The organism is Pseudomonas sp. PK-RTE-24, assembly GCF_054052265.1.
On sequence record NZ_CM133224.1, the window covers coordinates 5,229,400 to 5,249,571 of the forward strand.

The following is a 20,172-nucleotide window of genomic DNA, read 5'->3' on the forward strand; positions in this document are numbered from 1 at the left end:
TTAGTCGCCCTTCCCCGACACCACCCGAATGCACTCCCCTCCGCGCCCAACGGCAACCAGCGGAGCGGATGAGTGCATTCGAGTTTTGTTGGATCAACACCCGCCACCACGGAGGCGACCATGGCAACCAGCTATGCAGACAGTGCGCAGGCCCGACAGTGGGATCGGCGCTTTGATGAATGGGGGCGCCCGAAAGCGCCGAAGGTTGAAGACTTTCACGACTACGAAGCCGCAGCTCAAGAACTGACACAGCGTCAGGCGCTGATGGCAGCTCAAGAGTTGGTCGACCGCAAGGCGCGGGCCAAGCGACTCGCGGCAGCGGTGGTCGCCTACGGCGAATTCTGGGGGCTCAAATGAACATCCAGCAGCGTGACCATCAAACGGCGGTGACCTGGATCGAGGGCGAGATCAGCAACATGATCCGCGACCTCGGCAAGCCCAACGCCAGCGCCGCAGCGACATCCTGCATCACCCTGGCCTTCATGCTTCGAGCCATTGATGACAACGAGCACCGTCACTACCGCGCACGCATCGACCAGATTTACGCCTCCTACAACGCCTCCGTCTCGCAAGGAGCTGCAGCATGACAACCGCACCGGTAAAAACGCTTCTCGATGAGCAGTTGGAAGAGATTGAACGCAGCCTCGCGGTTGTCGGCGCTGGTATCCCTCGTGAGCTTCCTGTTTCGGCGCTCCCTCCACCACTGGTGGCAGCGATTAAACAAGGCCGCATCGCGGTGAGGGCTCGGCCATGAACCTCGTCTACTGGATTCTCGTTGTGCTTCTGGTTGCCGGCGCAGGCGCCTACGGTGTCATTCGCGATGGCTCGGGCACTTGCCAAGTGCCGCGCTCCACCACCTACCAGGTGTTCCGATGACCAGCCTTCAGCGTGCACGCCGCGTCCTGATTCGGCGCGGCTCGTTTCGAGTCCTCTCGATTTACACCTTCCTGATGCTGCTCAGCGCCCTTGCCGATCGCATCACTCAGTAGGAAATACCGATATGCCACTCGATCCTCGGGCGAGCGCCCCCGAGCGCATTGCTGCGCCTGCTCCGCTGCCTCACGTCAGCCGACGCGCACTCAAACGCGTGAAGAACCCAATCCCCGCGCCAGCGGACTGCCGCTATTGCGGTGATGACGTGCACCTGGTCTGCAACTCGGAAATTTACCGAGGTCGCAGCTTCGGCGATTGGCCCTACGCCTACCTGTGTCGAGGCTGCCGCGCTTACGTCGGCCTGCATCCACAAACGGATATCCCGCTTGGCACGCTTGCCGACGATAAGTTGCGAGTCCTGCGGAACCGAAGCAAGGCGGCATTCCACGACCACATGAAGAAGGCCGGCATGACTCGAACCGGTGCTTACCAGTGGCTGGCCGAGAAGATGGGCATCGATGTAGGTGTCTGCCACTTCGGATGGTTTGATCATGCCGAATGCCTCGCGGCGGAAAGCATCGTAGAGCAGTCGGGGCCGCAAACAGCAATGGCAAACGCATTCGCAAAAGCTAAATAACACATGTATTCAATCGCTGCGCACGTCGCGGCAAGGATTCCCCGTGAGCGCAGTAATGAAGCAAGAAGACCAATTGCCTGCGATGTCTGAGGCGGCACTTGTTGAAGTGCTGAGCAACAGCCTCTATCCGGGCGCAGAGAAAAATTCGGTAGTGATGGTGTTGGCTTACTGCCAGGCCGCGCATCTGGACCCAATGCTGAAGCCTGTGCACATCGTGCCGATCTGGAACACCAAAGCGAAAAAGATGCAGGACACGGTAATGCCCGGCATTGGTCTTTATCGCATCCAGGCCGCGCGCACTGGGCAGTACGCAGGTATCAGCGACCCTGAATACGGGCCGCCTATTACCGCAAAGCTGGGCGGCGTGGACGTCACCTATCCAGAGTGGTGTCGGGTGACCGTCAAGCGCCAAATGTCGAACGGCCTCGTTGCCGAGTTCACCGCAAACGAGCGCTGGCTTGAGAACTACGCAACGGCCGGAAAGGACACGATTGCCCCAAACACCATGTGGAAGCGCCGCGCCTTCGCCCAGCTCGCCAAGTGCGCTGAGGCTCAAGCGCTGCGCAAGGCATTCCCTGAGGTCGGATCAGCGCCAACTGCCGACGAGATGGAAGGTAAAACATTCGAAGAGGCGCCGCGCGACGTGAGTCCCCAGCGGCAGCAAGAGCCTGAGCCCGATGCTCTTCCGCCCTACTCCGATGATCTCCTGAAAGAGAACATCGCCAAATGGCAGCCACTGGTTGATGCCAACCGAACCAGCCCCGAACACCTGATCGCGACCATCAGCAGCAAATACACGCTGAGCCCGGCCCAGATCGAAAAAATCCAGAACCTCAAAGCCATCGACGGAGACGCAGCATGAAAATACACAACGTAGCTCAAGGCTCCGCCGAGTGGCACGCATTGCGCGCTCAGCACTTCACCGCCTCCGAGGCGCCCGCAATGATGGGTGCGTCGAAGTACCAAACCCGCACCGACCTGCTCACCATGAAGAAAACCGGCATCACGCCGGAGGTCACTCAGGCGCAGCAGTACATCTTCGACAAGGGCCATGCAACTGAAGCGCTTGCCCGGCCGCTGGTTGAAGTCATGATCGGCGAGGAGCTGTATCCAGTCGTGGGCACCGACGGCAATCTGCTCGCCTCCATGGACGGCGCGACGATGCTGGGCGAGACCCTCTTCGAACACAAGCTTTGGAACGAGTCGTTGGTCGCCCAGGTGAAGGCCGGCGAGCTGGATCCACACTACTACTGGCAGCTCGAACAACAACTGCTGGTGAGCGGCGCCGAGCGCGTGATTTTCGTTTGCTCCGACGGCACCGCCGAAAACTTCGTGCACATGGAATACCGACCTGTCGCCGGCCGCGCCGCGCAGTTGGTCGAAGGCTGGAAACAGTTCGAGGCCGACCTGGCCAACTTCGAAATGGCAGAGGCTCCGTCGATTATCGTCGGCAAGGCCCCGGACGAGCTGCCAGCGCTTCGTATCGAACTGACCGGCATGGTTACCGCGAGCAACCTCAAGGTGTTCGAGGATTCGGCTCTCGCTGTCATCGACTCTGTGAAAACCACGCTGCAGACCGACCAAGACTTTGCCGATGCCAAGAAGGCGGTCAAGTGGTGCGGCGATGTCGAGGAAGCGGTTGCGGTAGCGAAGAAACAAGCACTCTCCCAAACCCAAAGCATTGACGAGCTTTTCTCGTCTCTTGATCGAATCAGCGCACATGCTCGCGAGACGCGCTTGAAGGTCGACAAGCTCGTTAAGGCTCAAGAGCTGCTGGTGAAGACCAACATCAAGCAGAAGGCTGAGCAGGCGCTGGCGGATCACGTCGCGGCCATCAATAAAACACTGGGCCGGGTTAGCGCTGCCAGCGGTTGCTTCCGACTTCGCCGGCGCGATGAAGAACAAACGCACCATTGCCAGTCTGCAGGATGCTGTCGATACCGAGCTGGCTCGAGCAAAAATCGCCGCGAGCCAGTCAGCAGATGCGATTCGCTTGAATTTGACCAGCTTGGCCGAGCTCGCGCCCGACCATGCATTCTTGTTCAACGATATTCAGCAACTCGTCCTCAAGGCCAACGATGACCTGGTCGCGCTGATCAAGGTGCGAATCTCTGAGCACCAGAAAGCCGAGGAGGAGAAAGCCGAGTCGCAGCGCGAGCAGATCCGGCAACAGGAGCTGCAACGGATCGAAGCTGAGGCGAAAGCCAAGGCCCCTGTTGAGCCTGCACCAGTCGCCAGTCCAGCACCGGTAAAAGCAGCCTCGCCCGTTCAGTCTGCCTCGAAGCCAACGACCACAACTGCGGCGCCGACGAACCTGCAGGCCGAAGTGTTTGATCTGGAAGAGCTGATCAAAGCGGTTGCTTACGGCCAAGCGCCAATCTCGGTGCTGACCGTGAACTTGGAAAACCTCGACGCGCTGGTCGCCGATCAGGGCAACAAATTCAGCATGGCCGGCGTGAGGCTGGTAAAGGTGGCAGCATGATCAGCAACCACCTCAACCTCGTCGAGCAGCACCGGCCGGACGCCGAATCGATCTCTGAACGAATCGCCCAGTACCTGGCCGCCGGCGGGCGAATCGACCAACTGAAAAGCCCGCCGCGCAATCCGCTGCCACCACCCCGCTCGAAGAAAATAGACCCTGAAACGGTCCTCAAGCGCCGGCCGAAGCCGATATCGGCGGCCGAACGCAAGGCGCTGCGCAAAATGGCGGACTCGCTATGAAGTCGAAACGCAAACCCAACAACGGTTTCGCCCGGGCTGAACGCAGTTGCCGGGCGCTGCTGCGCACCAACCACGTCGCGGTCGTGAACATCGACCCCAGCGGCAGCCAGATCATGGCGAACTGGAAGAGTTGCCGGCAGATCCGCAGTCTGGCAATCGCCAACGCGATATTTGATTTCTCCTACCGCTGGACGATCTACATCGGCGCCATGTGTCGAGACGAGCGCGGCGCCGAGTACATCAAGTCGGTGGAGATATCGCCGGAGGGCGTCTATAAGGTCGAGCGCCTGACTGATGCGATCGAGCATTACTACCTGGAGCTGCGCAACAGCGCGAACCCGAACCATCTGGTCGCGTCAGGCTGGATCGCCATTCCCGACGAGATCTCGATGGATGAAGCCCAAGCCGCGAAGCTGTTCTACGCCGCCGGCGCCTGGCATCAGGTGAAGGTTGCAGCGTGAGACGTTTTCGCACCCAACAACGCAAACGACAGACCTGGCTGGACTTGCCGGCCAGCGGAATTGAAGAGGTAGGCCATGGCCGAAGTAACGGAGCCGACGAAGGAAGCGATCAAGCAGAAGAAAAAGCGCGAGAAGGCAGCAGCAAAAGATGCTGCGCTGGGCGTCGAGAAGTTTACGGTTGAAGTCGCCGGGGTGTTCAAGCCTGACCTCAAGCGGGTCATGGCCGCCCACGGCATCAACAATCAGCAGGAGGTTTACCAGCTGCTGCTGATGAACCTGATCGCCGCCGACTTCGAAACCCAGGCCAAGATGCTCAAGTGTGTCACGACACCTTTTGTCATTACGGAAAAGTTGTCGCGACTGATTGAGGCGGCCGGAATGAAGTCGCTTGCCGATGATCCGCCAGAGCCGGACGACGAAATCGTCAGGACTGGTTAAAGATCAAGATGAGACAACTCTTTAGCAATGATCGCCTCAGCCCTCTTCATCGCCGAGGTGGCGTACCGGTAGTAAATTTGAAGATCGTCATAGCAGAGGCCCTCTTTGCCGTCTTGAATTTCTCGACACCGAAGTAGAGCAACCTCGATCAAGCCATGCTCCAGAATATTGTTGGTGCTCTCTTCACCTTCGGTTTGGCTAAGCCGGCGAGCAAGATCTACCACTTGCTCAAGCTTACTCACGGCGGCAGCACGACCCTGTGAGTCAAGATCTGCGATTTTGTGCCACACATGATCGACGATTGATTTCTTCATAGCTCACTCCTTGATCCGGCTCCATGCCGGGCCGAACACAAATACCCCACTTCTACGAATCACGCCAGCCGGCGAGGATCCCCTATGTCCGCACAACAGATCGACGAAAAGAAACTCGAGCGCGCGATCCGCAAGATCAAGCATTGCTTGGCACTGGCCCAGAGCGCCAACGAGAACGAAGCCGCTACGGCGCTGCGGCAAGCACAGGCGCTGATGCGCGAGTACCGGCTGACCGAAATGGATGTGAAGTTGAGTGACGTCGGGGAAGTCGAATCGGACCTTCATCGCGCCAAGCGCCGGCCGGCATGGGATCAGCAACTGAGCATCGCCGTAGCAGATGCATTCAACTGCACGACCTTGCGACGCCGGAAGTGGAGCCCTTCGAAAGGGCAAGTCATCGAGTGCGCGACATTCGTCGGCGTTTCTCCCGCTCAGAACATCGCCCTGTATGCGTATGAGTCGCTGCACAGAAAGCTCACCCAAGCGCGGAAGGAGTACTGCTCAGCGGTCAGGTCTGGGATTCGACGCAGTGAGTATTCCGCAGAAACCGCCGGCGACCACTTCGCTCTGGCGTGGGTCTGGGAGGTTCAGTCAAAGCTGAAAGCGCTCGTGCCTCAAGTTGATGATGATCCGGCCGGCCAGCCCGGCACTGGGCAACAGCTGGTAGCGATTCAAGCACAAGACAAGGCTTTGATCAGCGAATTCCTCGCCACTCAGGACATCAGAGAGTCACGGAAAAGAAAGGGCGTCGAGCTGGATATGAACGCCCAGATTGCCGGGATGCTTGCCGGCAGCAAAGTAGAGCTGAACGCCGGAATCGCGCACAGCGGCAACGAGATTCTGGCCATTTCCGCAACTAATTGATCTGCTAGGTAAAGGAAAGAATCTTATGTTTCGCTTAGCAGGTCTTCAATTTGATTCAACTTATGCTGCAGTTGAATTTCTTTGAACTTCGTTAGCTTCGCATCTCTGCGAATGCGCCATCTTATGGCAAGCCATTGGACTTCTACAAAAAACTTAGGATTGGACAATCGCTTCTTGTGAACGTACGGAGACAATGTCTGCCATACTGCGATAAGAAATCCTGAATACGTATTATAAAGCATCTCTTCGTCGTATACCTTGTTACGCACCGCAACCGCTACCCTCTCCCATGAGTTCAAAAGCTCTCTAGCACTCCTTGCGCCTTTTTCTTGGTTCCTTTCACGCAATGCGAGGGCTTCAATCTCGGCCGTGTCGAGCTGCGAAATTACGCTTACAAAATATTTCGTAGCCTTTTTGACATCATCAGAATTATGAAATGCAGTTTGAAAGTCAATCGTGTTTTTAGCTATTGCCAGATGGCGCTGACTGAAAAAGCTTTTATAAGCGATGACTGCTGTTACTGACAAAAAGCCAAGGGTTGGATTCATCTTTAAAAAAAGATATATGCGCTCAAACTTATACGAACTCAACAATATGAAAAGAGCAAAGAAGAAAACAATCCAAAGATACTTCTCGTTACGTCTGAAAAAGCCATGAAATTCCATTTACTGCTCCAAAAAAATGCCCCTCGTAGAGGGGCATTTATCAAACACAAAACACTAATTACTTGGGATTCGTTAGACCCATTCTTCTTCACGTAGAATTACTCGGTTCATACTGTTCCCTCACGTCAATTTTTAGGACGCAATCTTGTACACCAACGCCAGTTGAATGTCAAAGCTGCGATGAGGTTTCCCAACCTCACGACCAATGTATAGCCCCCTGCTCGCCCCAAAGCAACCCCCCCCTCCCCACCGCATACCGCCCGGGCATGCCCCGGCATAGGACGCCCCATGCCCACAGAAAACATCCGCACGGTAGTCACCGATTCTCTGGTCTGGATGATCTCCGCCGTAACGTCGATGACCCCGCCGGCGAACGAACCATTGCCCGACTTCATTCAAGGCCCGATCGACCGTGCGGTTGAGCGAATCAGCGCCGCGGTTGCACCAGGCGTGACGGCTGCGTGCTCTCGTATCAACCACCTGTACTTGGCCGGCCCGATGACTGGATTCGAAGACCTCAACTTCCCCGCCTTCAACAAGATGGCCGCCGAGCTGCGCGCCCGGGGCTACGTCGTGGAAAACCCGGCAGAGCACGGTGTGGTCGAGGGTGCCGACTGGGCGGACTACATGGCCTACGACCTGACCCGCCTCGGCCTTTGCGGCCAGGTCGCGGTGCTGCCCGGCTGGGAGAACTCGAAAGGCGCCCGGCTCGAAGTGCACATCGCCCGCGAGCTCGGCATGAAGGTTGTGAATGCCCATGATCTGGTATCGATGGAGATTGCAGGATGAGCGAATTCAAGATGGTGCCAGCGCGCATGCTGCTGGACAAAGAAACGATCGAAGCAATCAACTTCCATTGCGGCGACGGCGCTGATGGTCAGTTCGGAGAATATTCAGACGGCCTGCTTTGGGTCGGTATTGTCACTGACGACGATGGAAATGAGGTTTATGGCCTACACCTAGCTACCGCCGAGTATCCAGAAGAAGGCAGCACCACGCTGGCTGAGTTCGCGCCGCCGCCTGAGATCAGCAAGCTGGAGCAGCTCACCGCCGAGCGTGACGCCCTGCAGCAGCGCCTGAACGCAGCGGATCAGCGGATTGATGAGCTGGAGCAAGACAAGGCGCGGCTTGACGCTCTGGATTCCAATTGCTGGGACGTTCGCTTCATCAGCAGCCCCAGCGGCGACGCCGGCGACAGCAGCATCAACATCGAGGTCGTCGGCCATTGGATGGATCAGCCGTTCGAGCGCGTCATTGGCGAGAACTACAGCGAGAACCTCCGCGCTGCCATTGATCAGGCCATGACGGCTCCGGCTTACCCACCTGCCCGTCCAGAATATCCAGAACCAGAAGCCACAAAGGATGATGACTGGCATATGAACCCGTGCAAGCAAGGTCACCGCGATGTCGGCGCGGCCGGCGGTGTGGCGGCGTGCAACCAGTGCGACGAGAAGATCGAAGCTGCCACCACGCAAGAAGCCTTCGAGCGCTGGAACGCGAGCCACCCGGCACCGCAGGAATGAAGCGCCTCATCCGCCGCAAGTTCGAAGCTTGGCTGATCCTGCTGGCAGCGAAGATCCTGATGGACCGCAACGTTCAGCGCTCACCGGTCGTCTCCCGTCGCGACAATAACGACATGCGGGCCATGGCCGAAAAGCTCGAAGCCATCGCCAAGCGCATCAGCACCAAATACCAGTAACTCCCTCCCCCTTCAAAGTCAGCCGCTATAGCGGCAAAGGATGAGTGCGCCCATGAAAACGCGCCAACTCACGCACGCACGCCTGCTGGAAAAAGTGGTGTATGACCCAGACACCGGAAAGTTCACGCATCTAGGACGGCGCCGGCCCAAGGTCGGGCAGTTCGACAAAGACGGCTACGTGAAGATCTCGATCGATGGAATCAAGCATCAGGCCCACCGGCTGGCGTGGCTTTACATGACCGGCAGCTATCCGCCGGCAGACATGCACGTCGATCACCGAAACGCCGTGCGCGACGACAACCGATGGCAAAACTTGCGCCTTGCGACATACGCAGAGAACCAAGCGTATCGCCTCGCATCCGCTTCCAGCGGGCCGGGAAGAGGGGCCAGCGGAGTTCGTGGCGTGTATTGGGACGGCAGGAAGGAACGATGGTTCGTCCAGGTCAGGGCGAACAAGAAAGTCCACTGCGGCGGCTACCACGTCGACGTTGCGTCGGCGGCAATCGAAGCCGCTGCGCTGAGAAATCAAATCAAAAACGAGAGGGTCGCACCATGATCACCAAGTGCTTACTCGGCTGCACCCTCTTCTTCTGGCTTCCATTGGTACTGACCATAAAAGCGGTGATCGGATGAGCGACCATTCAAAACTGAAACAACTGGCCGAGGCTGCAACGCAGGGCGGCTGGCAGGTAATCGAAACCGAACTTCCGTGTCGCCTCGGGCAACCGCACGTTGAGCGCCGGATATTCACCACCAAGGATCACCCGCAGCTCAAGGCGCCATACCCAGTAGTAAACGGTTCCGTGGCCCTCGGCACTGACGAAGCTCCAGTTCACCACATGGTGAGCATGACGGCCGAAGACGCGGCATTCATTGCGGCCGCCAACCCCGAAGCAGTCTTGGCACTGATCGCAGAGAACGAAGCGCTGCGCCAAGACCGCGACGGCCTGCTCGAAGCAGGAGCGCACCTACTATGATCGCCCTCGCCTGGTTCGCTTACGTGTACTGCTACAAGGGGCCTCGATGATGAACAACAGGATTGTCTGTCAGTTCAGTTGCGGCGCTGCCTCGGCGGTGGCCACCAAGCTGGCCCTGACCGAATACGGCGCCACTCACGACGTGCAAATCGTCAATGCATTCCTGGCAAATGAGCATCCCGACAACCGCCGCTTCGCCCTGGACTGCGAAGCGTGGTTCGGCCGCCAGGTGACTGTGCTGCGGGATGAGAAATACGGCGCTGACGCTCAGGAGGTGTTCCGGCGCGAGCGTTACATGAAGAACCAATACGGCGCGCCATGCACCAAGCTGCTCAAGCGCAGGCTGCTCGACACCTGGAAGCAGCCAGGTGACGTAATGGTGTTCGGCTATACCGCCGAAGAGGCTGATCGCCTGGCTGACTTCCGCGAGCGCAACCCTGATCGGCCGGTTATTGCACCGCTGATTGATCGCGGCCTGGGCAAGGAAGACTGCAAGGCAATGATCGAGCGCGCCGGTATTGAGCTGCCGCTGATGTACCGCATGGGCTACGACAACGCCAACTGCATCGGCTGCGTGAAGGGTGGCGAAGGTTATTTCCGTGCTATTCGGGAAGATTTTCCGGAGCAATTTGAGGGGCTGTGCCTGATCCAAGACGACTTGGGCGAAGGCTCCTACCTTTTCCGCAACCGAACTACCAACGTGCGGTTTTCCCTTCGCGACCTCGGCGAAGGCCCAGTGCGGCGAAACGAGAAGATCCCGTCCTGCTCTTTTTTTTGCGAGATGGCCGAAGCCGACATCGCAAACAACTCGTAACCTCTCCCCCAACTCAACAGCCTGCCGGTGTACGGCGGGCGAGGATTTCTATTGCCATGCCGAACCATGTGACCAATAAGGTGCGCGCGCCAGCGCACGTCCTGAAGTCGCTGATCAACGAAAGCGGCAAGATCGATTTCAACACCATCCTTCCATTTCGAGGTGCGTTCCCTTGGGACAGCATCAGCGGGCGGGCCGAGACCGCGGCGGAAGCGATCACTGCTCAGCCGCTCCACGATCATCCTTTGATTGCGGGGCTTGAGCGGCGTAACCGCACAGAGGCCGACGTGTTGCAACTGAGCGAAGAATGCTTCAGGCAGTTCATCCAGATGCTGCGCAACAAGCGATCGTCTGGGCACTTCCACTCGCTGGACTTCGCCCGGGATGCTTGGGGCACAAAGTGGAACGCCTACGACCAGGTGATTGAGCTGGATGCTGGTGAATTCTCGTTCGATACCGCCTGGTCGTGTCCGATTCCGGTTCTGACAGAGCTTTCGAAGCTCCATCCAGATGACGAAATCGTTGTTCGTTATGCGGACGAAGATCTCGGTAGTAACTGCGGAACCGTGCATTTCAAGGCAGGGGAAGTGGTTTCTTCCGAGGTTGCTGGGCGCTGGAACGAAATGAGCGACGAACAACGCAAGCATTGGACGGCCTGGGCGCGAGACCTGAAGGGCTGGCCAGAAGACGAAGAAGACGCCGAATAACCCATCACCACCTTCTGCCGCCACGCGCGGCATGGAGCATCACAATGGCAAAAATTCTGGCCCAGATCACGGTCAAGTTGCCGCGCCTTATGGAGGCAGGCGAATACAGAAAGCTCCGCTACGTCGGCGGAAAGCCGAGTTTGCAGCAGTTGAAAAAATGGATTGAGGAAGGCGAAGTGGTAGGAGAAGTAAAAGGCGGGATGTATTTCGTGGATGTGCAGGCGGCCGTGATGGGGTCAGATGATCCCCTGCTGGCCAAGATGTTGGAGATAGGCTGATGGCTGCCCGGCCGCGCACGCTCAAAAACAGGAAGCTACCGCCAAATCTTTACCCGAACGGTAAATATTTTCGGTACCGGAACCCATTACCGGCTTGATGACAAGCATCAACCGCCCACTTGAGGAAGCAATCAAGCTCGCGCACGCAGCAAACCTCAAGGTCGCGGCGCTGGTCGTCGATGACGGGGCGCTGCTCACCCTGCTGACCGGCGACCGGTTGCCAACGGTGAGCAACCTGCTGCAGCGGTTCAATGACGAATGGCTGGTGGACAAGGGTTATGCGGCGCGGACACTGGAAGAGATCAAATTCAAGCTCGAGCGATACCGGCAAGATCTCGGCGATCGCCTGATCGGGCAGATGGACGTGCTCGCCATGGCCGAATACCTGGACCAGTTCAGCAACAACGCCTACACGAAGCATCGCGGGCTGTGGGTGCAGATCTTCGCTTTCGCCGTGGCCAAGGGGTTGGCCGAGCGCAATTGCGCCGAGCTGACGCTGGTAAAGAAGGAAGCCGAGAAGAAGCGCCAGCGGCACACGCTGGAAGGACTACAAACGATCATCGGCGCGGCGACCACGCCGCCCTGGCTGAAGCGGGCAATCCGCCTGGCACTGGCCAGCCTCCAGCGCCGCGAAGATATCGTGACCTGGCTGAAGTCGGCGGTCGACATGGACAAGAACACGCTGACCGTGTCGCCGGGCAAGACGCAGGGCTATGACAATCCGGTTCACCTTAAGATCATGATGGGCGCCGCGCTGCGCGAAGTCGTCGGCGAGTGCCTGCGATCGCCGTTGGTGTCGCCCTACCTGATCCACTACAAACCGAAGGCTCGGCGCCGGGAACAGATCGATGCGAAGGACCACTGGACGTCGGTGACGCCGGACTATCTGACCAAGGAGTTCAGCAAGGCGCGGGACGCGGCACACGCTTATGACCACGTGCCGGCCGGTGAGCGCCCCACTTTTCACGAGATCCGCGCTTTAGGCGCATGGCTGTACGAGCAGCAGAATTTCCCGCAGGAATACATTCAGGCGCTGCTGGGCCACGCGGACGAGAAGATGACGAAGCACTATCAGGAGGGACACGGCGACAAGACAATCGACTATGTTGAGGTGAGCGCCGAACTGGCGTTCTGAGGTGGGGGTTTTGCAAAAGTTTTGCAAAAGTTTTGCAAATCGCAGACAACAAAAAAGGGCCCACCTTTCGGTGAGCCCTTCTAGACCGCCCAGCAGAGCGGATTTTGTTTGGTAGGCGCGATTGGACTCGAACCAACGACCCCCACCATGTCAAGGTGGTGCTCTAACCAACTGAGCTACGTGCCTGCTGTGAGGCGGCATTCTACGGAATTCCGGAGGGGTGTCAACACCTTTTTTTCACCTAACCCTATGAATATGCAAAATATTTAATTTCGCCTCAGCGACGAAGATTTTTCGGTAGCTGGCGGAGGTTTTTCAACTCGGGTAGGATCGACGCACTCGTAAAATATATTAAACAGAGGCGGCAGGATGGCGAACAACCAATACCCAGAGTCTTATTACGCTGCGTCGGCCAATGCCGTACCACCACGCCCTGTGCTGCAGGATGATGTGGAGACGGACGTCTGTGTGATCGGCGCCGGGTATACCGGGCTGTCGTCCGCCCTGTTCCTGTTGGAGAACGGTTTTCGCGTAACCGTGCTGGAAGCGGCGAAAGTCGGTTTTGGCGCCTCGGGCCGAAACGGCGGGCAGATCGTCAACAGCTATAGCCGCGACATAGACGTCATTGAACGCACGGTCGGCCCCAAGCAGGCGCAACTGCTCGGCGAAATGGCCTTTGAAGGCGGCCGGATCATTCGCGAGCGCGTGGCCAGATACAACATCCAGTGCGACCTGAAAGACGGTGGTGTATTCGCCGCCCTTTCCGCCAAACAAATGGCCCACCTTGAATCGCAGAAACGGTTGTGGGAGCGCTTCGGCCACACCCAGCTGGAATTGATGGACCAACGCCGCATCCGCGAAGTGGTCGGCTGCGATCAGTACGTCGGCGGCATGCTCGATATGAGCGGCGGCCACATCCATCCGCTGAATCTGGCGCTCGGTGAAGCAGCGGCAGTCGAGTCTCTCGGCGGCACCATCTATGAGCAATCACCTGCCGTGCGCATCGAGCGCGGGGCCAATCCGGTTGTGCATACACCGCAAGGCAAGGTCAGGGCCAGGTTCATCATCGTCGCCGGCAACGCCTATCTTGGTAATCTGGTGCCCGAGCTGGCGGCCAAATCGATGCCGTGCGGTACCCAGGTGATCACCACCGAGCCGCTGGGCGATGAGCTGGCGAAGGCGCTTTTGCCGCAGGATTACTGCGTGGAGGATTGCAACTATCTGCTCGACTACTATCGCCTGACCGCCGACAAACGCTTGATCTTCGGTGGCGGCGTGGTTTACGGCGCTCGCGATCCGGCGAACATCGAAGCGATCATTCGCCCGAAGATGCTCAAAGCTTTCCCGCAACTCAAGGACGTGAAGATCGACTACGCCTGGACCGGCAACTTCCTGCTGACCCTTTCGCGCTTACCGCAGGTCGGGCGCCTGGGCGACAACATCTATTACTCGCAGGGCTGCAGCGGCCACGGCGTCACCTACACGCACCTGGCTGGCAAAGTCCTCGCCGAAGCGTTGCGCGGTCAGGCCGAGCGCTTCGATGCCTTTGCCGACCTGCCGCACTATCCCTTCCCCGGCGGGCAACTGCTACGCACACCGTTTGCCGCGCTGGGCGCCTGGTATTACGGGCTGCGCGATAAGTACGGCCTATAAACACCATTGTGGCGAGGGGATTTATCTCCGCTGGGGGTGCGAAGCGCCCCCTCTTGAGCAGGAGGGGACTGCTACGCAGTCCAACGGGGATAAATCCCCTCGCCACAGTAGATTCAGCAAGGCTTAGGATCAGAGCTGATCCCGAGCGATCCCGCTGCGAATCCGCAGGATATCCGCCAGCACCGCCAGCGCAATTTCCGCCGGGGTCTTGCTGCCGAGGTTGAGGCCGATCGGCGCATGAATCCGCGCCAGCTCCGCCTCGCTCAAACCACCAATGCGACGTAAGCGCTCAAAGCGTTTTTGCGACGTCTGCAGCGATCCCATCACACCGATGTAAAACGCCTTGGTGCGCACCGCCTCCATCATCGCCAGATCATCGATACGCGGATCGTGGGTCAACGCCACTACCGCCGTATCGCGATGACAACCACCGTCGGCAATAAACACCGAAGGCAACTGTCGACGAATTTCCACGCCATTGAGCACCACACCTTCCAGCACCTCGTCGCGCGGATCGCAGAGAATCACTTCGAAGCCAAGTCCTACCGCGAACTCGGCACAGGCCTGCGCCACACTGGAGTAGCCGGCGAGCAACAAGCGCTGTGCTGCACCGATACGAATGCGCACCCGATCAATCTCACGCTCGATCCGCGCACCCTGCTCGCGGTCAGCGAAAAGAGTGCGCGCACCGCTGGCCAGATCAACTTCGCGAAGCAGACGACGCTGCCCCAGCAGCGCCGATTCCAGTTCACGCAGGTGCGCCTGCACCGCGCAGTCGGCGTCAAGTTTCTCAACCAGCACATCAAGAATGCCGCCGCAAGGCAGACTGACCCGCGAGCGCGGATCATCGCCTTCGCCGTAACGCACGACGCTTACCGCTTCGAGAAACGCACCTTCGGCAACGCGCTGAAGAAAATCCTCCTCAACGCAACCGCCCGACAGCGAACCGATCCACTGCCCGCCTTCGTTCACCGCGAGCAGCGAACCCGGCGCGCGCGGTGCCGAGCCGTAAGTGGTAAGCACCGTGCACAGCCAGATTCGCTGCCCGGCCACCGACCATTCCAGCGCCCGACGCACCACTTGCAGATCGAGATGCTGCATATCAGTGGGCCTTGTGCTCGACGCTCGGCGCGTCGGCTTGCAGCTTCTGCACTTCGCTCACTGCCAGTTCAGCGCTCTGTCCGCCCCAACCTTGACGCAGGTAGTTGAGCAGATCGGTCAATTGCTCAGGACTGAGCTTTTCAGCAAAACCCGGCATCGGCTGCATGTGCTCGAACCCGGAGAACTTCTGTTCGCCGATGCCGTCATCGATCACTCGCAACAGGTTGCGCGGATCTTCCAGACGCAACGTCGTGTTGCCACGCATGGCCACTGCAATGTGCGGTTTGCCTTCACCGCCAACCGCGTGACAACCGGCGCAGACGTTCAGATATTCCTGACGGCCGCGCTGGGCACTCGGGCTGAGCTTGTCCAGCGGTACTTCGACGAGCTCTTTGGCTGGTGGCGGTTGCTCGCCAAGCAGGAACGTCGCCATTGCCGCCAGATCAGCATCGCTCAGACCTTGAGTGCTGTTGTGAAACACCGGGAACATTTCGTTGAACATCGTTCCTTGCGCGCTCATGCCATGCTTCAGAAACGTGCTCAGATCCTGCTGATTCCAGCCGCGCGCGGCGAGGTCGGTAGCCAGCAGGCTCGGCGCCAGATAACCATTGAGGATGCCGCCGGTCATGCGCTTGTCCATTTGCATCGCACCCGGCAGGCCACGTGGCGTGTGGCATTCACCGCAGTGGCCGAGGACGTCGACCATATACTGGCCGCGCTTCCACGCCGCACTTTTGCCTTCGGCCGGCTCCAGCTTGACGTCTTTGCCGTAGAGCATGTTCCAGCCTGTCAGGCCCAGACGCACGTTGAACGGAAAGCTCAGGCTGGTCACCGGCGCGGCGCGTTCGATCGGCTCGATGGTTTTCAGATACGCGTGAATCGCATCGGAATCGGCGCGCGGCATCAGGTGATAAGAAGTGTACGGCATCGCCGGATACAGATTCGCACCGTCGCGCCGTTTGCCTTCGGTCAGCGCAGCGAAGAACTCGTCATCGTTGTACAGACCGATGCCGTGCTCTTTGCTCGGGGTGATGTTGGTGCCGTAGATCGTGCCGAACGGCGACACGATCGGCAGGCCGCCAGCATAGGGCGCGCCACCCGGCGCGGTGTGGCAGGCCATGCAGTCGGCAGCGCGAGCGAGGTATTCGCCGCGCTTGACCTGTTCATCGGCGTGGACCGCCAAAAGCGGCGCAGCCAGTCCGACCGCAAAAGTCAGGCGGGTCAGTAAACGCTTCATGCTCAACCCTCCTTGACCAGGCCGAGATCGGTCAGCACGTTGCGCGTGGCGTTGTAATAACGCACGTAACCGGTGCAGCGGCAGACGTGATGGCCAAGGCTGTCCTCGATCACCTGTTCCAGCTGACTTTTGACAATCGGCTGGCGCTGCAGCTTCTCGACCAACACCGTCGCGGCGTTGACGAAGCCTGGCGCGCAGTAGCTGCACTGGAAGGCGAACTCGTCGACAAAGCGCTGCTGAATCGGATTGAGCTCGGTGACCTGGCCCTGCTCGTCGCGAGTGGCGTGGCCTTCGATGGTGCGGACTTTCTTGCCCTCGAAGTAGTGCGCGCCGGTGATGCAGGTGCGCACTTCTTCGCTGGTACCGTCGGGGTTATCGACGATCACCACGCAGGCGTGGCAGATCCCCTGACCGCAGCCCAGCCGCGAGCCGGTGAGGTTTTTGTATTCGTGCAGGTAGTCGATCATCGGCAGGTCATCAGGGATGTCCACCGGGCCGACGGATTGACCATTGAGGGTCAGTTGAAGCGGACGGTTAGCCATTGAGGGCCTCCTTGATGCGCGCAGCAGTGATGGGCAGGTCGCGAACACGTTTGCCGATGGCATGCGCCACGGCGTTACCGATGGCACCGACAATCGGGATCATCACCACTTCGGCGATGCCCTTGGACGGATCGCTCGGCGACAGCGGCGGCAGAATCTCCGCAGTCTGCTTCCACACGGCAACGTGACGGGCCATCGGCAGACGATAACGGTTGAAGTTCCAGTCACCCTCCCCCGGCCCGCCTTCGTACAACGGCATTTCTTCCATCAGCGCATGACCAATACCCATGGCGATACCGCCTTCGAGCTGGCCCTTGACCAACTCTTCAACCAACACGCGCCCGCACTCGATCCAAGAATGGTGGTTGAGCACCTGAACCTCCGCCGAGCCTTTGTTGACCTTCAGCTCGACCAACGTGGCGACCGGGCTGTAATAGGTCACGGCAGCGTTGTTCAACTGCACTACCGGGTAGTTGACGTTCTGCCGATCAAGCAAGTGGAAGCCGGCGCTGTTCATCTGCGCTTTCTTCGCTTGTGGCGCGCCATCGCCGTATTTCACCGCCAGACCGTCGAGCGGCAAGCGCTCGCGCACGCCGTCGATGCTGTATTCGGCTTCGGCCCAGCTCCAACGGTTGAAACCGTGCACCGTGGCGCCCGTCACCAGCCCGCGTTCGTGGGCGCGCTTGGCCAGCTCTTCGAAACTCAGCGGCTGCATGCCGTTGGCGGTCAGCTTGCCGTCGACCCAATGCGCATCTTCGCGACGCACCACGTAAGGGTTGGCCTGGCCGCCGTACGGCCCCTGACGCCATATCTCCAGCGCCGCCGGCCACAAACCATGGTTGAACAGCACGCGCGCGGCCTCACGGGTTGCATGGCTGAAGTAATAGGCGGAGTTGGTCGCCGAAGACGCCGACGCCAGCTTGCCGACCCAGCGCGGATTACGCAGCAGATTGTCCTGTTCGGCCTGACTCATGATGTACGGGTTGCCGCTGGTGATCAGCTGCATTTCCTGCCACTCGGTTTCTCCGGTCTTCACATCATGCGCCGGGCTGCCGAGGAAATCGGCGACGACCAAGGCTTGCGAAGTGGACATGCCGGTGCCGATTTCGATACCGATATGGCGCAGGGTGATGCGCCCGTCAGCGGTGAATTCGATGCTGGCCATCGGTGCTTCGGAGCCGGTACCGAAGTCTTTCTGGCAAATGGCGAAACCGACGCCGTACCAGTTATCCGGGTCTGCCGCTTCACGTTGTTGCTTGATCGTGTCGCGGTTTTTCCAGACTTCGTGCACCGAGGCCTTGTCGAGAATTTCGTGCAGGCGCAATGCACCGGCCGGGATTGCGCCCTGGGTATTTTTCATACCGGAACGCAGGGCATTCCTGCGGCGCAAATCGATGGCGTCGACACCCAGACGATTGGCGATCTCGTCGACCATCATTTCGGTCGCCGCCATGCTTTGCAGGGTGCCGTAACCGCGCATCGAACCCGCCTCGACCGCGCGCGAGTGATACGCGGTGACTTGCAGGTCGTTCTGCGGCATGTAGTAGATCGACTGCGCTGCGGTGGCGCCAACCGCCGCCACCGATGGGCTGTAGTTGACCCGACCGCCGCCGTCGACGCTCATTTCTGCACGGAAAATCTTGAAGGTGTAGTCGTTCTTGTCCACGGCCAACTGGTAGCGGATGTCGAACGGGTGACGCTTGATACCGCTCTGGAATTGCTCATAGCGGTCGTTGGCCAGACGCACCGGCACACCGGCGCCGTACAGCGCGGCCAGGGCTGCGTAGTAGACAAAAATGTTGTGGTCTTTGGAGCCATACCCGACGGTGTAGCCCGGGTGCATGTTCAGGTTGGCCAGGCCGAAACGCGACGGCCCGATCATCTTCGCAGTCTCGGTCGCGACTTCCAGCGGGCACTGCGTCGCCACGACGAAATGCAGGGTTTTGGTTTTCGGGTCGTACCAGCCGTTGCCGTTGTCCGGCTCAAGGGCGGCCGGTTCGATCGACGGCGTCTTGTAGCGCTCATCGAACACCAGCCAGTTGTCTGGCGGCGTGTCGATCTCCTGCTTCATGCGGTCGGCGTAGAACAGACCGCGCTCGGTGAGGTTGCCATGCAGGTTCGGCGATGCATTCCACACTGGACGGCGGTTCTTCAGCATCGGGAACAGAATCGAATCCTTGAGGCTGGCGAACTCGTCTTCATCCGCCGAGGTCGCGCCACCGACGCGCACATAGCGGAAGCTGCCGTAGGGATCGCCTTCGTAGAACGGCACTTTGGCGCCGTAACGAATCGCCTTGTCATTGAATTTGAGTTGATTCTTGGCCTGACGGAAACGCTCGAAATCGTTCCAGATCAGGATCGCCACCGGGTGACCGATGAACATCGGCACTTTACCTTCCGGCAGCAATGGATCAGGCGCGTGCTCTTCGGGGAAGACGATACCGTCCTTGTCCAGATCGGCAGCGGTGACGATGCGGTCCGGTTGCAGATCGGCGCCGAGCCACGACAGGTCGTAGCCTGCGTAGATATGGTCGGCCTTGATGGTTTTCAGCAGCATGGCGTGGCCTTGTTGCTCAGGCCAGCCAGGCATGTCCTTGGCGCGGATGTCGCGGGCAAACACCTTGCTGCCGCAGACCTTGGACAAGGCATCGTTGCGTTGACGGGCCTTGCCGTTATTGCCGAGCCATTTCTCGGAGGGCACGGTGACGCTGTTTTCCATCAAGGCAGCCAGCGCCTGACTGCTGAGCGGCGTAAGCGTAACGCTCACACCCGCCACCAGCCCGCCCTGGAGGAACGAGCGCCGGGATATTTCACGGTTGGACATGGATCATCCTCTGGGCGGTTATAGGTCCGCCCTTGTGGTTATCTACTGGGGATCTCGAGTCGTGCAGAAGCTCTTTCTGGCGAAGCAAAGAGCTGTGTTGACAGTGCAAAGCTGACCGAAAGGTTAACTTTAAAGGTTTCTGCGCCCACAGCAAACAACCAGTTACAAAAACCTGACTAAATAATCAAAAAATCAATGCGACGTAGCACCGCATCCGATCTGCCGAGATAAC

General features: G+C 59.0%; 26 protein-coding genes, 1 tRNA gene and 1 pseudogene. 21 read left to right on the top strand and 7 right to left on the bottom strand.

Annotated elements, in window-relative coordinates; genetic code table 11:
* The first annotated feature begins 120 nt into the window (after positions 1 to 120).
* From ACV8MC_RS23530 to ACV8MC_RS23570, 9 genes and pseudogenes are all read left to right on the top strand, one after another.
* Complete coding sequence (locus ACV8MC_RS23530; RefSeq protein ID WP_457263700.1) at positions 121 to 357, top strand: hypothetical protein; 237 nt, start codon at positions 121 to 123, stop codon at positions 355 to 357.
* Positions 354 to 587, top strand: a complete 234-nt coding sequence (locus ACV8MC_RS23535) for a hypothetical protein (protein ID WP_016773974.1) — start codon at positions 354 to 356, stop codon at positions 585 to 587. The genes ACV8MC_RS23530 and ACV8MC_RS23535 overlap by 4 nt, the downstream gene beginning before the upstream one ends.
* Positions 584 to 754 (top strand): hypothetical protein, encoded by a 171-nt coding sequence (locus ACV8MC_RS23540; RefSeq protein WP_236170494.1) that lies wholly within the window; start codon positions 584 to 586, stop codon positions 752 to 754. Before ACV8MC_RS23535 ends, ACV8MC_RS23540 begins: the two co-directional genes overlap by 4 nt.
* 246 nt (positions 755 to 1,000) lie before the next feature.
* Entirely contained in the window at positions 1,001 to 1,510 is a 510-nt protein-coding gene (locus tag ACV8MC_RS23545) for a zinc-finger-containing protein (RefSeq protein WP_457263702.1), read from the top strand.
* Positions 1,511 to 1,565: 55 nt separating this feature from the next.
* A complete protein-coding gene (bet, locus tag ACV8MC_RS23550; protein WP_457263704.1) occupies positions 1,566 to 2,372 on the top strand; it encodes a phage recombination protein Bet in 807 nt (268 codons plus the stop codon).
* Positions 2,369 to 3,992 (top strand): annotated as a pseudogene (locus ACV8MC_RS23555) (YqaJ viral recombinase family protein). Before bet ends, ACV8MC_RS23555 begins: the two are co-directional and overlap by 4 nt.
* The gene (locus tag ACV8MC_RS23560; protein ID WP_108183209.1) at positions 3,989 to 4,231 is read left to right on the top strand and encodes a hypothetical protein; all 243 of its coding nucleotides are present in this window, start codon (positions 3,989 to 3,991) and stop codon (positions 4,229 to 4,231) included. The pseudogene ACV8MC_RS23555 and the gene ACV8MC_RS23560 overlap by 4 nt, the downstream one beginning before the upstream one ends.
* A complete protein-coding gene (locus ACV8MC_RS23565; RefSeq protein WP_457263706.1) occupies positions 4,228 to 4,692 on the top strand; it encodes a hypothetical protein in 465 nt (154 codons plus the stop codon). The genes ACV8MC_RS23560 and ACV8MC_RS23565 overlap by 4 nt, the downstream gene beginning before the upstream one ends.
* A gap of 75 nt (positions 4,693 to 4,767) precedes the next feature.
* Positions 4,768 to 5,130 carry a hypothetical protein gene (locus ACV8MC_RS23570; protein WP_457263708.1) on the top strand — a complete coding sequence of 121 codons (363 nt, stop codon included), beginning with the start codon at positions 4,768 to 4,770 and terminating at the stop codon, positions 5,128 to 5,130.
* Here ACV8MC_RS23570 and ACV8MC_RS23575 read toward each other — a convergent pair.
* Entirely contained in the window at positions 5,127 to 5,444 is a 318-nt protein-coding gene (locus ACV8MC_RS23575) for a hypothetical protein (RefSeq protein ID WP_457263710.1), read from the bottom strand. The genes ACV8MC_RS23570 and ACV8MC_RS23575 overlap by 4 nt on opposite strands.
* 84 nt (positions 5,445 to 5,528) lie before the next feature.
* Here ACV8MC_RS23575 and ACV8MC_RS23580 point away from each other — a divergent pair, with 84 nt between their 5' ends.
* Positions 5,529 to 6,308: a DUF2786 domain-containing protein gene (locus ACV8MC_RS23580; protein WP_457263711.1), complete on the top strand. Its 780-nt coding sequence runs from the start codon at positions 5,529 to 5,531 to the stop codon at positions 6,306 to 6,308.
* Positions 6,309 to 6,331: 23 nt separating this feature from the next.
* On the opposite strand, the gene ACV8MC_RS23585 is transcribed toward ACV8MC_RS23580, so the two are convergent.
* Positions 6,332 to 6,973: a DUF4760 domain-containing protein gene (locus tag ACV8MC_RS23585; protein WP_122426742.1), complete on the bottom strand. Its 642-nt coding sequence runs from the start codon at positions 6,971 to 6,973 to the stop codon at positions 6,332 to 6,334.
* Positions 6,974 to 7,261: 288 nt separating this feature from the next.
* Here ACV8MC_RS23585 and ACV8MC_RS23590 point away from each other — a divergent pair, with 288 nt between their 5' ends.
* From ACV8MC_RS23590 to ACV8MC_RS23635, 10 genes are all read left to right on the top strand, one after another.
* Complete coding sequence (locus tag ACV8MC_RS23590) at positions 7,262 to 7,762, top strand: DUF4406 domain-containing protein (protein ID WP_457263713.1); 501 nt, start codon at positions 7,262 to 7,264, stop codon at positions 7,760 to 7,762.
* Positions 7,759 to 8,496 (top strand): hypothetical protein, encoded by a 738-nt coding sequence (locus ACV8MC_RS23595; RefSeq protein WP_457263714.1) that lies wholly within the window; start codon positions 7,759 to 7,761, stop codon positions 8,494 to 8,496. The genes ACV8MC_RS23590 and ACV8MC_RS23595 overlap by 4 nt, the downstream gene beginning before the upstream one ends.
* Positions 8,493 to 8,672 carry a hypothetical protein gene (locus ACV8MC_RS23600; RefSeq protein ID WP_457263716.1) on the top strand — a complete coding sequence of 60 codons (180 nt, stop codon included), beginning with the start codon at positions 8,493 to 8,495 and terminating at the stop codon, positions 8,670 to 8,672. The genes ACV8MC_RS23595 and ACV8MC_RS23600 overlap by 4 nt, the downstream gene beginning before the upstream one ends.
* Positions 8,673 to 8,724: 52 nt before the next feature.
* Complete coding sequence (locus ACV8MC_RS23605; protein WP_457263717.1) at positions 8,725 to 9,228, top strand: HNH endonuclease; 504 nt, start codon at positions 8,725 to 8,727, stop codon at positions 9,226 to 9,228.
* Between the two features lie 73 nt (positions 9,229 to 9,301).
* Positions 9,302 to 9,649: an ead/Ea22-like family protein gene (locus ACV8MC_RS23610; RefSeq protein ID WP_457263719.1), complete on the top strand. Its 348-nt coding sequence runs from the start codon at positions 9,302 to 9,304 to the stop codon at positions 9,647 to 9,649.
* A 49-nt stretch (positions 9,650 to 9,698) separates the two neighbouring features.
* The gene (locus ACV8MC_RS23615; RefSeq protein WP_397478736.1) at positions 9,699 to 10,463 is read left to right on the top strand and encodes a hypothetical protein; all 765 of its coding nucleotides are present in this window, start codon (positions 9,699 to 9,701) and stop codon (positions 10,461 to 10,463) included.
* A 56-nt stretch (positions 10,464 to 10,519) separates the two neighbouring features.
* Positions 10,520 to 11,170 (top strand): DUF1281 family ferredoxin-like fold protein, encoded by a 651-nt coding sequence (locus tag ACV8MC_RS23620; protein WP_457263721.1) that lies wholly within the window; start codon positions 10,520 to 10,522, stop codon positions 11,168 to 11,170.
* 44 nt (positions 11,171 to 11,214) lie between these two features.
* Positions 11,215 to 11,448 (top strand): hypothetical protein, encoded by a 234-nt coding sequence (locus ACV8MC_RS23625; protein WP_016773953.1) that lies wholly within the window; start codon positions 11,215 to 11,217, stop codon positions 11,446 to 11,448.
* Positions 11,448 to 11,546: a phage integrase Arm DNA-binding domain-containing protein gene (locus tag ACV8MC_RS23630; protein ID WP_457263723.1), complete on the top strand. Its 99-nt coding sequence runs from the start codon at positions 11,448 to 11,450 to the stop codon at positions 11,544 to 11,546. The genes ACV8MC_RS23625 and ACV8MC_RS23630 overlap by 1 nt, the downstream gene beginning before the upstream one ends.
* The gene (locus ACV8MC_RS23635; protein ID WP_457263725.1) at positions 11,546 to 12,583 is read left to right on the top strand and encodes a tyrosine-type recombinase/integrase; all 1,038 of its coding nucleotides are present in this window, start codon (positions 11,546 to 11,548) and stop codon (positions 12,581 to 12,583) included. Before ACV8MC_RS23630 ends, ACV8MC_RS23635 begins: the two co-directional genes overlap by 1 nt.
* 109 nt (positions 12,584 to 12,692) lie before the next feature.
* Here ACV8MC_RS23635 and ACV8MC_RS23640 read toward each other — a convergent pair.
* A tRNA-Val gene (locus tag ACV8MC_RS23640) sits at positions 12,693 to 12,769 on the bottom strand.
* Between the two features lie 183 nt (positions 12,770 to 12,952).
* On the opposite strand from ACV8MC_RS23640, the gene ACV8MC_RS23645 reads away from it, so the two are divergent.
* Positions 12,953 to 14,236, top strand: coding sequence for an NAD(P)/FAD-dependent oxidoreductase (locus tag ACV8MC_RS23645; RefSeq protein WP_252869132.1), 1,284 nt, complete (start codon positions 12,953 to 12,955; stop codon positions 14,234 to 14,236).
* A 129-nt stretch (positions 14,237 to 14,365) separates the two neighbouring features.
* Here ACV8MC_RS23645 and ACV8MC_RS23650 read toward each other — a convergent pair whose 3' ends face one another.
* The 4 genes from ACV8MC_RS23650 to ACV8MC_RS23665 are packed head-to-tail and all read right to left on the bottom strand — an operon-like array spanning position 14,366 to position 19,940.
* Positions 14,366 to 15,337: an XdhC family protein gene (locus ACV8MC_RS23650; protein WP_457263728.1), complete on the bottom strand. Its 972-nt coding sequence runs from the start codon at positions 15,335 to 15,337 to the stop codon at positions 14,366 to 14,368.
* Between the two features lies 1 nt (position 15,338).
* Positions 15,339 to 16,574 (bottom strand): c-type cytochrome, encoded by a 1,236-nt coding sequence (locus ACV8MC_RS23655; protein WP_457263729.1) that lies wholly within the window; start codon positions 16,572 to 16,574, stop codon positions 15,339 to 15,341.
* Between the two features lie 2 nt (positions 16,575 to 16,576).
* Positions 16,577 to 17,116: a (2Fe-2S)-binding protein gene (locus ACV8MC_RS23660; RefSeq protein WP_016773947.1), complete on the bottom strand. Its 540-nt coding sequence runs from the start codon at positions 17,114 to 17,116 to the stop codon at positions 16,577 to 16,579.
* The gene (locus ACV8MC_RS23665) at positions 17,109 to 19,940 is read right to left on the bottom strand and encodes a xanthine dehydrogenase family protein molybdopterin-binding subunit (protein WP_457263731.1); all 2,832 of its coding nucleotides are present in this window, start codon (positions 19,938 to 19,940) and stop codon (positions 17,109 to 17,111) included. The genes ACV8MC_RS23660 and ACV8MC_RS23665 overlap by 8 nt, the downstream gene beginning before the upstream one ends.
* Positions 19,941 to 20,172 lie beyond the last annotated feature (232 nt).